At 53.9% G+C, this 13,526-nt stretch carries 13 protein-coding genes; 4 read left to right on the top strand and 9 right to left on the bottom strand.

Annotated features, from left to right (window positions below; translation table 11 throughout):
* Positions 1 to 172 precede the first annotated feature (172 nt).
* Complete coding sequence (locus RG807_RS00665; RefSeq protein WP_309043125.1) at positions 173 to 1,351, top strand: trans-sulfuration enzyme family protein; 1,179 nt, start codon at positions 173 to 175, stop codon at positions 1,349 to 1,351.
* Here RG807_RS00665 and RG807_RS00660 read toward each other — a convergent pair.
* Genes RG807_RS00660 through RG807_RS00650 form a run of 3 tightly spaced genes read right to left on the bottom strand, consistent with a single transcriptional unit; the run spans position 1,346 to position 4,863 of the window.
* Positions 1,346 to 1,720, bottom strand: coding sequence for a DUF488 domain-containing protein (locus tag RG807_RS00660; RefSeq protein ID WP_435404644.1), 375 nt, complete (start codon positions 1,718 to 1,720; stop codon positions 1,346 to 1,348). The genes RG807_RS00665 and RG807_RS00660 overlap by 6 nt on opposite strands.
* A gap of 18 nt (positions 1,721 to 1,738) precedes the next feature.
* Entirely contained in the window at positions 1,739 to 2,881 is a 1,143-nt protein-coding gene (locus tag RG807_RS00655) for an L-lactate dehydrogenase (protein ID WP_309043124.1), read from the bottom strand.
* Positions 2,881 to 4,863: a putative bifunctional diguanylate cyclase/phosphodiesterase gene (locus tag RG807_RS00650; protein WP_309043122.1), complete on the bottom strand. Its 1,983-nt coding sequence runs from the start codon at positions 4,861 to 4,863 to the stop codon at positions 2,881 to 2,883. Before RG807_RS00650 ends, RG807_RS00655 begins: the two co-directional genes overlap by 1 nt.
* Before the next feature lie 258 nt (positions 4,864 to 5,121).
* Here RG807_RS00650 and RG807_RS00645 point away from each other — a divergent pair, with 258 nt between their 5' ends.
* From RG807_RS00645 to RG807_RS00635, 3 genes are all read left to right on the top strand, one after another.
* Positions 5,122 to 5,835 (top strand): succinate dehydrogenase iron-sulfur subunit, encoded by a 714-nt coding sequence (locus tag RG807_RS00645; RefSeq protein WP_200369324.1) that lies wholly within the window; start codon positions 5,122 to 5,124, stop codon positions 5,833 to 5,835.
* A 118-nt stretch (positions 5,836 to 5,953) separates the two neighbouring features.
* Complete coding sequence (locus RG807_RS00640) at positions 5,954 to 6,355, top strand: PA2779 family protein (RefSeq protein WP_200369323.1); 402 nt, start codon at positions 5,954 to 5,956, stop codon at positions 6,353 to 6,355.
* A 50-nt stretch (positions 6,356 to 6,405) separates the two neighbouring features.
* Positions 6,406 to 7,269, top strand: a complete 864-nt coding sequence (locus RG807_RS00635; RefSeq protein WP_309043121.1) for a PA2778 family cysteine peptidase — start codon at positions 6,406 to 6,408, stop codon at positions 7,267 to 7,269.
* Here RG807_RS00635 and RG807_RS00630 read toward each other — a convergent pair.
* From RG807_RS00630 to RG807_RS00605, 6 genes are all read right to left on the bottom strand, one after another.
* Entirely contained in the window at positions 7,266 to 7,811 is a 546-nt protein-coding gene (locus tag RG807_RS00630) for a DUF5610 domain-containing protein (protein WP_309043120.1), read from the bottom strand. The two genes, RG807_RS00635 and RG807_RS00630, sit on opposite strands and share 4 nt — an antisense overlap.
* Before the next feature lie 105 nt (positions 7,812 to 7,916).
* Positions 7,917 to 8,261 carry a YdbL family probable chaperone protein gene (locus RG807_RS00625; RefSeq protein ID WP_309043119.1) on the bottom strand — a complete coding sequence of 115 codons (345 nt, stop codon included), beginning with the start codon at positions 8,259 to 8,261 and terminating at the stop codon, positions 7,917 to 7,919.
* A 44-nt stretch (positions 8,262 to 8,305) separates the two neighbouring features.
* Positions 8,306 to 8,461: a YnbE family lipoprotein gene (locus RG807_RS00620; RefSeq protein WP_309043476.1), complete on the bottom strand. Its 156-nt coding sequence runs from the start codon at positions 8,459 to 8,461 to the stop codon at positions 8,306 to 8,308.
* Positions 8,462 to 8,545: 84 nt separating this feature from the next.
* On the bottom strand, positions 8,546 to 11,221 hold the full coding sequence (locus RG807_RS00615) for an intermembrane phospholipid transport YdbH family protein (RefSeq protein ID WP_309043118.1): 2,676 nt from the start codon (positions 11,219 to 11,221) through the stop codon (positions 8,546 to 8,548).
* Between the two features lie 4 nt (positions 11,222 to 11,225).
* On the bottom strand, positions 11,226 to 12,419 hold the full coding sequence (locus RG807_RS00610) for an MFS transporter (RefSeq protein ID WP_309043475.1): 1,194 nt from the start codon (positions 12,417 to 12,419) through the stop codon (positions 11,226 to 11,228).
* An 83-nt stretch (positions 12,420 to 12,502) separates the two neighbouring features.
* Entirely contained in the window at positions 12,503 to 13,429 is a 927-nt protein-coding gene (locus tag RG807_RS00605) for a DMT family transporter (RefSeq protein WP_309043117.1), read from the bottom strand.
* Positions 13,430 to 13,526: the final 97 nt, after the last annotated feature.

The following is a 13,526-nucleotide window of genomic DNA, read 5'->3' as shown; positions in this document are numbered from 1 at the left end:
AACCGCCGAGCATATCAGATGACTAATAACCCGTCCCGAAGTGGTTATTTCTATAACACTCTATGCCCACGGTCATCTGTCCCAGTAGTCAGCGCGAGCCATGCCTGCGAGAATAATTCACACGACACCGCCCACTTCCTTTTAAAACCATAGCCAGCTTGAGGGACAGCCCATGCAAAAAGGTTCAGAGCACGGTAAAGCAACCAGAATCATCCATAACCGCCGCCACAAGGATGGCTTTGGCAGTCCCTACTCGCCGATTTATAACACCACCACCTACCGGTTTCCGGATACAGCAGCGCTGCAAGAGGTCATTGCAGGCCGTGCGCCGGGTAACCTGTACACCCGTTGGGGAAGCAATCCATCCATTCAGGAGCTGGAACAAGGCCTGGCCAGCCTTGAAGAGACAGAAGATGCGCTAGCCTTCGCCTCGGGGATGGCCGCCATCTCGGCAACCCTGTTTGCCCATGGCCGAAACGGCATTGTATGCGTTGGCGATCTTTACGGCGGTACACAGGAACTGCTGACCAAGCACATGGAACCTCTAGGCATTCCCGTTACCTTCCTGTTACGGCATGAACCCGATCAGCTGGCCCGCGCACTGAGCAACCCCGACATGTTGGTGTACTGTGAATCGCCGGCCAATCCGACGTTGAGCATACTGGATATTCAGCAGCTGGCGCAGCAAGCACATGCCAAGGGCGCCCTGCTTGCAGTAGACAATACCTTTGCATCGCCGGTGAACCAACGGCCGTTAAACCTGGGGGCAGACCTGAGCCTTCACAGCGCAAATAAATTCCTTGGTGGGCACAGCGACATTACAGCAGGCGCAGTCATGACCTCTGCGGAACGAATAAAGCCCATCGCCCAGTGGCGTAAAAACCTCGGCCAGATTCTCGCACCAGAAACCGCTGCTCTACTCTCTCGCAGCCTCAGAACCCTGCCCCTGCGGGTAAAGCAACACAATGAGAATGCTTTGGCGGTTGCCCGCGCGATGGAAGGCCACCCGGCCATAAAACGAGTGCTCTACCCAGGCTTGCCTGACTTCCCGGGTCACAACCTGGCGAAGCAACAAATGGACGGGTTTGGCGGCGTGCTGACGATAGAGATCAAAGGGGACCGGGAACAAGCGGTAAAAGTTGCGGACAACTTGCAGGTTTTCTTGCTGGCCACCAGTTTGGGCGGCGTGGAAAGCCTGGTTTCCCAGCCCTGCGCCACAAGCCATCATGGCATCAGCCAAGAGGAGCGAGAGCGCCGTGGTATTACCGACGGCATGCTGCGGCTGTCTGTAGGGCTTGAAGACGCTGAAGACCTGGTAGCAGACCTTCAGCAAGCCCTTGGTAAATTATAAATCGCCGTTATCGAGAAAGTCGCGAAGGGCTACAGCGTTGTTGTGCTCTGTATCCTTTGCGGCGAATACCAAGGTTATGCGTTTGTGCTCATTCACAATCGCTTGCAACTCCTTCAGAGCCTCAGCCGTATCCCCTTCCTTCGCGGCCTTCAACTCCTTCAGGTAGCGCTGCCGAAACTCTTTCCACTTCTCAGGGTCGTGATCAAACCATTTTCGCAGTTCAGTGGAAGGCGCCAACCCTTTTAGCCAGGCCTCGATATCTGCGTCTTCCTTGGCAACGCCACGGGGCCATATCCTGTCGACCAGAATGCGTGGGCCGTCAGAACGTGCGGCGTCTTCGTAAGCTCTCTTGATTCGAATATCCATCATCAAGCCTCCGTTTATCGTTCAGACAAGATCATCCGGGCTCAACTGTTCTACCGAATTCTTGCCTAGCAATGCAAGAGTCAGCTCCACCTCATAACGGAAGTTTTCCAGCATTCCAGAAACCGCTCCCTCACCACCGGCTGCTAGTGCATACGCCCATGCGCGGCCCACCAGACAGGCGTTCGCGCCAAGGCAAAGCGCCCGCACAACATCCTGACCAGACTGTATTCCGCCATCAAACAAGATCTCGGTTTTTCCGGATACGGCTTCTACGATGGAAGGCAGCGTCGAGATGGTTGAAGGCGCACCATCCAGTTGTCTCCCACCATGGTTGGAAACAACAATGCCATCGGCGCCAACATCTACCGCCGAACGGGCATCGTCAGGATCCATAATCCCTTTGATAACCAGTTTGCCCGACCAGTGCTGGCGTACCCATTCGAGATCCTTCCAGGTAACCGACGCATCAAACTGCTGGTCTACCCATGCTTTGAAATCTTCAGGATTGCGGCCCGAGGGCACGGCATCAGACAGGTTGCCAAACGTTAGAGGTTTGCCCTTGATGGCAACATCCCAAAGCCATAGGGGATGGGAAAGCAAATCAGACAGCTTTTGTATCTTGCCCCAAGACGAGAGGCCGCCATTCATGCCGTTACGTATATCTCTATAACGTACGCCAAGTTTGGGAAGATCCACTGTAAACACCAGAGTTGAGTATCCGGCTTTGTGTGCACGATCAAGCAAGGCTTCCGAGTAGCCCCTGTCCTTCAAGACATACAGTTGAAACCAGTTAGCCGCAGTGGCTGCCGCGGCAACCTCTTCCAGCGAACAAATGGACACGGTGCTGAGGCAAAAGGGCACGCCAGCTTTTTTCGCTGCCCGTGCTACCTGAACCTCTCCCCTGCGGGCGAGCATGCCGGCCAGACCAACTGGCGCAAGAGCCAGTGGTAAAGAGGTATCCTGGCCCAGTATTCGTGTAGCAGCAGAGGCAGCAGACACGTCCCGCATGACCCGTTGGCGGAAGTGCAGCTTTTGGAAATCCCCCGCATTTTCCCTGAGGGTCTGCTCCGAAAAGGCACCACCGTCAAAGTAATCGAACATCATTCGCGGCAGTCGCGCTTCCGCGATCTTGCGGTTATCCATTGTATTTGCGGGCGTAATCATTATTTTACATATTCTCCGGCAGACCATTCAGGATAAGGCCGCCACTGTTTTTTCCAGGCTGCTATTTTCTCTGGTTTCATGGGCCTGGCAATGGCGTAGCCCTGAGCATGATAGCAACCAAGGCGAATCAGAAGCTTCCCGTGTTCCATGGTTTCTACCCCCTCCGCCACCAACTTTTTGTCGAACGCATGAGAAAGGCCAATTATGCCTTTGAGGATTGCTCTATCGTCACCATTCAACAATGCACTGCTTACAAAGCCCTGGTCTATTTTCAGGGTTCTGACAGGTAGCTTTTTGAGGTACGAAAGTGAAGAGTAGCCGGTACCAAAATCGTCCAATGAAAAGGTTACCCCAAGGCTTTCGCATTCCCGAATAATACTGCCTGCCTTATCAAGCTCACCAAGAGCAGCTGTTTCAAGTATTTCCAGATCCAGTCTTTGCGGGGCAACATGTGGGTATCTGGCCAGCGCCCCGGCCAACCAGGATGCAAAATCCGGGTGCTGGAGATGTACCGCAGCAATGTTCACACCCACATCCAAAGCCAAGCCTTCACTATCCCAAACCGTCATTTGCCTGAGCGCCTGGCTAATAACCCACTCACCTATGCTGATCATCAGTGGGTGATACTCCAATGCTGGCAAAAATTGCATTGGGCTCAAGGTACCTTTTTCCGGGTGCTCCCACCGAATCAGCGCCTCAACACCTATTACTCCGCCAGTTCTAAGACAGACCTTGGGTTGGTAGAGCAACCTGAACTGATCGCCTGCAAGCCCGGCACGAATGTCCGCCAAAAGCCGCTGGCGCTCAACTGACTGGCGCTGTGCGTCTGCATCCAGAAACAGCCACTCACCTTTTTGTTCCTGTTTGGCGCGAAACAACGTGTGGTCAGCCTGCCGCAAAAGCGTATCCCCATCATCCGCGCCGTGATGGGGAAATCGGACAACACCAGCGGTGAATGCCATGCTCACACTGCCACCATCAAGCATGAACGGCTGCTCTGCCGTTAGTCTCAATGCCTTTAGCTGGGCTTCTACTTTTCCGCTATCGGCCAAAAGCACAACAAATTCGTCTCCACTGATCCGCGCGAGTTTCCCAGCTTTGCCAATTGCATCCTTCCAGCGCCGGGCCAGCAAGCCAAGCAGTCGGTCGGCAGATTCTTCGCCAAAGCGGGCGTTCACTTTGTGAAAATTATCCAGATCAATAGAGATCACAGCGAAGGATTCTGCCGGCAGATGTTCCTGCTGCATAACATGCCGGATCTCCCGGAGTATTCCATTACGATTCATCAGCCCTGTAACAGGATCCGAATACGCGAGAAACTGCAACTGCTCTGCATGCTCTGACGCTTGTTTCTCGAGTGCGGAATTAAGGTTGTCGTGATGCAAGCGAGCGAGTTCATCCTCAGCTCTGAGCCGCGCCATTTTTTCACGCATCAATTGCATGGCGCTGGCAGCCAGCTTTTCGTAGATTTCCAACAAGGCCGAAACCATCACAGACACCGCACCGCTCAGTTCGCTATCAACTTCATTTTTGGCTTCTGATAAAGGAACACCTCGCTCCACCGCTTTGATGGTGAGAGCCATTCGGCGATCAGACTCCAGAATATGAAATGCCAGCCATCGGGTCAGGTAGGAGAACAAATCGCTCATGACTTTCTCCCCTGGCTCATCACTGGAGCGAAACATCTGGATCTGAACGAAGAACAGTTGATGGCCATCGTGGTGGTTTTGCACCATTTCCTGCTCACCGAGAGTAGCTTTCCAGATTTCCTCCTCAGCCTTGAAATGGTAAGCGGCATAAGAAAGCAACTCATCGAGAACATGGCTAACTTCAAGCTCGGAGGTGCTGGATGCGAAATGCCAGGCAAGCCTGTTAACTATTTCAACAAGCACCTTGTGCTGCTCATCAATTGTTTCAATGCCCGTTTCAAAATTCCGGTTCCATGGGAAAATTTCGAAAACGGCAGCGTCTGCTTCAGACATGATCAAGAGCCCAAACTTGTTTGATAGGAACTGCCCTAAGCATAGACTAAATTGCGGCCATTCTTTTCATCATCACCACTAAAATGAATAACATAGACAACCGCAATGCGCTGGATCATTCCCGAGTCGTACAAATTGATATATCCGTAGGTGAAAGCTACCTGCCTCTGCTAGAACTTTGGACGTTAACATCACTTGGAGCGCGCTTAACCGGCAGTTGGCCCTTCGCGCTTCAGCGAGGCAACGAGGGATAACGCAATGGAAACTATCACCGTCCAACTCTATCGCTACAACCCGGAAACTGACAACACGCCCTATGTGCAGGATGTGGAAGTGGATGCCAGTTACCGCAACCGCATGGTACTGGACGTTCTTGAGTACCTGAAAACGGTCGATCCCACGCTTTCTTTCCGCCGCTCCTGCCGTGAGGGTGTGTGCGGCTCGGATGGCCTTAACATTAATGGCCGCAATGGGCTTGGCTGCATTACCCGGGTGGCCGATGTTCTTGGCAAGTCGTCCAAACTGGTCATCCGGCCACTCCCCGGCATGCCAGTTATCCGTGATTTGGTGGTAGACCAATCCCTGTTTTTCAAACAATACAAAAGCATTCAGCCCTGGTTAATAAACGACCAACCGCGACCCGCGATCGAGCGACTCCAAAGCCCGGAAGATCGCGCAAAACTGGATGGTTTGTACGAATGCATTCTGTGCGCCTGCTGCTCATCCGCCTGCCCCTCCTGGTGGTGGAACCCGGAAAAATACGTGGGACCAGCGGGGTTGCTACAAGCCCACCGGTTTTTACTGGATTCGCGAGACACAGCAACGACTGAGCGCCTGGCAAAGCTGGAGGACCCGTTCAGCGTATTTCGCTGCAGGGGAATTGGTAACTGCACAGCTTATTGCCCGAAGGGGCTCAACCCCATGAAGCAAATTGGCCGGATCAAGACAATGCTTGTTCGTCACCAAATCTAAACCGGAAGTTAATGCATGTTAATCTGATTTTAACGGCAAATGGCGCGCAAATGCTTACACTTATGCTCTGACTGATCCAGAATCAATATCCAAAGCAACAACTAGCAGGAGCAGCCTGATGCAAGCCATAAGATCCTACACCCAGTCCGTTTCCGCCATTATGGCGTTGGTAATGATACTGAGCTCTATGTGGGCAATTCCTGCCTCTGCCAACATTGTTGGTACCGGCGAACTCTTGACTGAACAAAGGGCTGATATCGACCGAGAAGCTCTGATGAGCATGCTGGAACGCGAAGACGTAAAAGGCGCGCTTGCCAGCATGGGCGTGGGCGAACAGGAAGTACGAGAGAGAATTCAAAGCCTCACCCCCTCTGAGCTTGCAGACTTTAAACAGCAGCTTGCCGAAGCACCGACTGGTGAAGGAGTTGTAGGAATAATCGTACTGTTCCTGCTGGTTTTCATTATTACAGACATGCTGTGTGCAACGGATATCTTCCCGTTTATTAACTGCATTCGCTAAACATCACCTCCATGCATACTTTCCGGCCACATTCGGCCCGGCTACTATTGGTGGCGCTCCTGGGGGTTATCCTCTCAGGCTGCGCCAGCCAACCAAGATGGCCCGATGCCTACGAAAAAGCCACGCTTACCAACGTACCCTTTCATCCTCAAGAGCTGTATCAGTGTGGCCCTGCTTCTCTTGCGATGATGCTCAACGCCCAGGATGTGCAGGCAACCCCCGATGAATTGGTAAGCAAAGTCTACCTGCCTGAGCGCAAAGGCGCGTTGCAGGTCGAGATGGTGGCAGCGGCTCGCCAATACGGCATGCTGGTTTATCCGCTGAAGCCGGAATTGGACGTTGTGCTAAAGGAAGTTGAAGCTGGGCACCCGGTTCTGGTTTTGCAGAACCTTCGTTTTGGATGGTGGCCGCAATGGCACTTTGCCGTGGTAATTGGCTACGACAGCAAAAAGGAAGTGCTGATACTGCATTCCGGAACAGAAGAGAATTACCGCCTGCCCGCCAGCGCTTTTATGGCAACCTGGGATCGCTCGGAGCGATGGGCACGGGTAATGCTGCCGCCAGATCAGTTGCCTGCGACGGCGGAGCCGTTGGAATTCCTGATGGCAGCCCACGATCTGGAAACGACCCAGCAAACAAACGCTGCAAAACTTGCCTACAGCACCGCAGCCAAAACCTGGCCCGATCAACCTGCAGCCTTGCTTGGTTCGGGTAATCTGGCCTACCAGCAAGGCCATTGGTCAGAAGCGGAAAAATACTACCGCGCCATGACCGAACAATTTCCTGATATTAGTGCTGGCTGGAATAATCTGGCTGAAGCCTTGTCCAAACAAGGCAGAGAAGTAGAGTCTTCTGCCATGCTGAACAAAGCCCAGGAAACGAAGGGACTTGCAAAAAAGCCGAGTGCCGATTAACCGGTCTCGGTGGAATTATCCACGCTGGGCTCTTTGCCTAAAAACAGCTTCTCCAAATTCAGCAAGCCGTCCTGAATAAGATTGAAGCCTTCATCGATTTCCGCACCCAGGGTGTCGTTCATCATACCCAAAGCGACTATCTGTTCTCGTGCTTCAGCATAACCTTTCTCGATACCCGCGCGGGCCTGGGACATCAAATCTGTAAGCTTCTCCAAATCTGCACCACCGTCTGCTTCTGTTTGCAGTCGGTTCTGGACAAATCCGAGGATCACACTAGCGACATCTGAAGCAGTGGGTGGCTGCGCCTGTGCAGCGTACTTATCTGCCCCGGATACAGCCTTGTTCTGACCGCCCATGGCTTCCTGAAGTCGCTGCTCCATACGCGCCCGCATCACATTGATCGCATCGGCAGGTGTACGGATGGTCGCCTGCTTTTCGGTTCGAGTCTCGGCGGCTACGCGATTTGCGGGCTTGGCTTCGGTGGGGCTCGTATTCACTCGACCGGTTACATCCGGCCCGCGACCAATGATTGGCGCTACCATAACCTTAACCTCGTGCATGGGCTTATGTGTAACGGTTAACGGCAGGCGCGCGCCAAACATTAATATCGATTGGTTATATCGCACCCACCCCGTAACGAATACCTTCTATTTCTTTAGCCAGCGCTCACCCACCAGGATGAACTGTCCAGCCGGTGTTTTGTCCACCGCTTTCTGACCCGCCACCGTCTCAACTTTAGTGACCGCGATGCCGTGCTTTGCAGCAATTTCTTTATACGCTTCACGCCGGGCATCGTTGATCGCACTTACAATCTCCTTAGCCTTCTGGTCAGAGCCTACAGCGGCCAAATAGCCTGCCGGTGTTTCCCCCACAAGGCCTTGGCTTTTTGCAGATTCGAGGGCGTTTTTGGCTTCATCCAAACTCATTGCCATTGCCGGCAACGCAAGACAGAAGGCTAAAATCAGGGCACTGAATCGGGCAAATAATGTCATGGTTAACTCCTTCATCATTCGTTTTGTACAAAACACCAAGGCGATCAGAACAGGCCCTTTTCACTGAATAACTCATCTACGTCTTTATCAACTTTCACATAAATTTCATGCTGAATTTTTACGTTCAAGTTCACAGTAATCGGCTCCTTGGGCGCAGCCACCTGAACGGTTGGAGTGCAGCCCAGCAATAAGCTGCCCATCACCAGACCCGCCACCAAGGCAAATGCATGTTGGGGAAACCTCGAACCAAATTGCGTCATATCGATGTACTCCTTTGTTACCCTTCACTCTAACAGGTCATCTGAATCCCGTTCGCGCTTCTTCAGTAAATTTTTAACCCGTTCCGCCACAGCATCGCTCACTCGGCCGCTTAGCTGCAGGCTGGTTAGCAGCGCCGGTATATTCTCTTCCAGGTTGATGTTCAGCACTACAGGCTGGCCTTGGCCAACTTCCGGGCTATTGCCTTCAAGGTGGAGCTCCAATATCAGAGTGCCGTTCTCATCGTAATCGATACCACTATCGAGCACAGAGTAACGGAAATCCTCCAGTGCACGCGCAACCAGCTCCATGGACTCACTTTGGCTGGCAAGTGCCTTTAGCCTCTCCGCCGTCACCTCCAGCCGTCCGCCTGGCTTAAGTGCATCGATTCGACCCTTTTCCACCCGAATGCCGGTAGCAGGATCAAACAACACCGGTACTGTTCCACTGAGGATGCCTGTACCTGCCAGCCCTTCTGCCGGGTAGAGCTGTAATAGACGAGCAAGACTAAGTTGATGGAGCTCAACGGGAATCGTCACTGGCGCCTGCGCCAAATCCCAGTGTCCGGGCTGAATGTTTACTTCTCCACCCAAAGCACCGGTGCTGGCCTGCCCCAGAGTCATCACCCCTGCCGCAAGATGGGCCAGAGGCGCTTCGTAATGGCCAGCCAAGCGCACTGGACCAACAGGCAAACCCGGGTTCACTTCTTCTACAGCCAGCTCCGTTGTTGCTACTTTAACGCGCTCGTTTTCAAGAACGAACTCAGTGGCGCCGTTCATGTTGGCCCACGCCGTGCGGTCGTATGTGCCACTCCAGTCCGCAAACACCAGCTTTCCCGCCAATCGCATTGGGCCATTTTGGGATCGCTCATACTTGGCATTCGCACTGACAGTGCCGCCGGATACAAGCATGGGCTCTGGCCATGCTGTAAATATGCGGGACAATGCCTCAGCTTCGCTTTCACCGCTCACACGAGTGCTAGCTTCAAGGGATAATGGCCCGTCATACGGGAATGTTAGATTGAGATTTACGGATGCCCCGGCTTTGGCCTTCAGCAAGCCTTTAACATCGGTACGGTCAAGTGTGGCATTCACATCGCCATCCAGCTGCCAGGACTGCGATTGTAACTGCGGATGCCGGATCTGTTTTGCCTTGATGCCCAGCGGCCCAATCAAAGACAGCTGGCTCAGCCCGCCCTGCTCGCGACGGTAACCTGCTTCAAGTGCCGCTCCGGACAAGTCCACACGCAAGCCATTTAGCTGCGTACCATCAGCTACGGCTGCCGTGCCGGAAAGCGGCTCAAGTTTCTCAGCTTCCACGAATGCGGGCTCTCCGAATTTCAACGCGGCTGCACGGGTGTCCAGCCAACCTGTCAGCGACGCCTCTACTTTGGGTTTGGTCAACCGCCAGCCGGCCACATCAAGTTTTGACAGTGCAGCAGTGACATGCGTGCGCCCTAACTGCACCTGCCATGGAGAGCTTGTAGCCACAGCCAGATGGGAGTTTATGGCAAGGTTTGCACCCCCTTGACTGGTCACCGCGAGATTTAGCGGTAGCAAAGCAGGCTCTGCCCCGGCTTGGGTAGCAGCAGCGCGGGCAGACGCTGAAGGTATAGTCTTTGCTGGCCGAACGGAGAGTTCGAGAATCTCCGGGCGCATCCATTGCGGTATGTTTTTGATCCAGGGTGCTGGATGGCTCAACTTAAGGTCCGCCTGCAGGGTTTCGGGCTGCCAGATGCCCTCATCAACCGTCAATGCAACCTCTGCATTGCCACTGACTGTTCCAACACCGGGTGCCGGCCAAGGTTGCGGCAGTCGTGCCTGCACCTTCACGCTGCCCGTCGCTTTGGCCAAAAAGGTTTCATCTCCGGGACCCTGTAGTTGCCAGCTGGCAGATGCAGAGCCGGTCTCTGGCTGTTCCGGCCATTGCTCCAAGGGTAGGCTCTGCCAGGCTTGGAGCCAAGCCAGCAACCAATCTGTCCGGGGTAAGTCCGGCACATCAACAGAACCCTGCCACGACACCAGACCATTGGCGTTCCGGGGAGTGTAAGCCGAACGCGCTACAAGATACCGCACACCATCAATCGATACTTCTGCTGACAAGTTCAGGCTATCGCGCCCAGCGCTGTCGAGAATCGCCAACAAGGCAAGCTCATGGCCTTCATGGTCGAGTTGCACCTGGGCCTCAGTGACCTGGGTCTCATGGGAATTGGTCAAGGCCAGACTACCTGCCAACGGGCAGCGGCCTGTCTCACATGGCAAGGTCACGTCAAACTGCTGTACGCTTACTTTCGATGGCAGCAAAGCCAGCAATTCCGGCTGCCACTGGATTGGCTGTTGCTGTTGCGGTGCCGTGTCGGACTGAGCTACTGGTTTAGTGTACAAACCGAGCCTCAGGTACTCCGCGGTCAATTTAGTTAACTGCGGCTGCCATTCACCTTCCCACGCCGGCCAGCGCCAACCCAGTGACAGCTCCCGGCCACGCAAAGCAAGATCCCTCTCCGGAATGGACTGAGTTAGTGTGAGTTCGCGAACAGATACACCACTGAACGACAGATCCAGCCCCTGCCACTCCAGAGATTCGATTCCGTTCTGCTCCAGAGCCTGATTCCAGAAGTGACGAGCTGCCAAAATGCCCATCAGCATAGAAAGCACGACTACTGCAAACAGTCCCCAGGCAACTGATTTCCAAGTAATTCGCATTTTATTAGCCCGCTGGATCGATACGCCGATTCTGGAGGCGCCTAAGTGAAATGGCAACAAGAGCAATTAGCAGCCCCGAAACCCCGAATGCGACCCCAAAGCCACTCACACCAAGTAACACTCCGAAGAATAACGGTGCCACAAAATGAACAGCCCGATTGACCATCAACCGCATGCCAAGCGCGCCCGATCGTTGCTCCGCCCCCACACTTTCAGCCAGAACCACCATGGAAAGAGGCTGCGTAAGACCTCCTCCAAAACCCACAAGCAGGGCCACAAGTGCAATAGATGGAGCACCGGTTGCAAATCCTAAATATGCCAAGCCAATTGCCACACCGCCCAACGCGATGGTTGTTGCATTTCCGCGCCCTCCTACGGCATGGATAATCCTGGGAATAAACGGCCGTATAACCATCGACACGCCTGCCCTCAAGCTAACCAGCACACCAATCATCACAGCGCTCATCTGCAAGCTATCGAGGTACACAGGTAAATAGCTTCCATAAACACCCAGGGTAAACATGCCGGCCACCGTAATGGCGATAGACACCTGAACACCGATATTGGTCCGCGCCAACGTTGCCTGCGCACGAAATCCGGTTTGCTTGCCAGTAGCTCGAATACCCCTGGTGGCATCGCCCGTCAAAGCAAAGCCGGTGAGCGCGCCCAACAAGGCAATTCCCGCCATCACCAAAAATAGCTTATCGACACTACCAGCCCACTCAATCCATGCTCCAGCAATCAAGGGCCCAACCACCTGCCCGCCAGATAACCAAGTGGAGTACCAACCAAAGTAGCCCTCAAGCTTTGGCCCAGTGGCCAGAGAAGAAATAATCGTTTGCGCAGACAACACCATCTGCAGATGCGCCAGCCCGATCAATAGCTGGCCACCAATCAGCCCGTAGTAACCAGGTACAGCCTGCATCAGAAGCAAACCCGCAACCATTACAAACGCACCGATCACTAGTGTGACCCGGCCACCGTGGCGAGTAACCGCGCCGCCCAAAGGAATGGCCAACAAAAAAGGAAGCAGATATTGAGAGCTGAGAATAACACCCAGCATTAGAGGAGAAGCGCCCAGTTCCAAGCCGTACACCGGAACTGTCACCAGCAGCATTGAGTAAACAACAAAGCAGAATGTGAGAGATACGCACACTGCCGTGAAGTTTTGGCCGGCATCATCAGCCGGCCGTCTCAGAATAGTTTTGCGCGTTGGTTTGTTAATACATCACCGGACAGTCGTACAAGTAGATCCACCATCCGTATTCTATTACGTTTATATCAGTATTTCAGAGCAGGCTCGCGGGCCTTCATAGTTGCCACAAATGACCCGACAACCACGAGCGTAGCGGCTAGCGGTAACCGCCAATCTGGCGCTGCAACTCCCGCAATAACCAGAAAACCAGCAGCCAGTACGGGCACACCATAGGCCAGGCTGCCAACCAACGCCGCTGGCCCGCTCCTGAGCGCCACATCCCACGCCAGCATGGCAAGTCCATATGGCCCCACACCAAGGCCAATACCAACCACAAGAGCCAGCCCAGTGGGCAGCCCAAAAGCTGTCCCTGAGAGAAGATCCGCGATTGCCGCTCCTGCAGCCGCCAACAAGAACAGCCTGGGCATTATTGGCGCAATAGCAACCGGTGCCGCCTGGCAAATCCAGGAATAAAGTGCCCAGCAGCATGCCGCCATCAATGCCAGACCATACCCCAACACGTACTGGGTATAGCCTTCACTTCCTGCGCCCGGTGAGAGCAACACCGCAGCACCGGAGAACGCGATGAGCGCTCCACACAGCACTGGAAGTGGTATCCGGCGATGAAAGAGCCACTGACTGATCACAATAAACATGATCGGCCAGGTGTAGGTAATCAACGCTGCCTCCGCTGTCGGCGCCATGCCTACGCCTGTCAGATAACCACCTATAGCGCCCAGTATCAGGACGGGTAGCAAACCATAAACTGCCAGTTTCCAATTGAGCGTTAGAGCCGCCTGTGGCGCCTGAAGACCGCGCCTCCGGCGTTTGCGAATACTAGCCGGTAACGCGACTACTGCTGCACTAAGCAGTGCAATGGTTGTGAGCTGAAAAGGCGGAACCGAACTGGCCAGATCGACCAACAGGGGCGCGCCGGCCCAGAGCACAACGGCAAAAAGGGCGGCAATGATACTGATATAAAGTGGGCGAGAAGGATTGATGATCGCATGCACCGTCGTGGCTCCTTACAAGGTTGGTGGATTTGATTCGACACTGACATGCTATACAATCCTGATTCATCACAAAAACAATGCTTTTTGATGGATAGCA

The organism is Marinobacter sediminicola, assembly GCF_031157525.1.
Taxonomy (GTDB): Bacteria; Pseudomonadota; Gammaproteobacteria; order Pseudomonadales; family Oleiphilaceae; genus Marinobacter; species Marinobacter sediminicola.
Note: the sequence above shows the minus strand (reverse complement) of the source record. Positions and strands in the feature narration are given on the sequence as shown.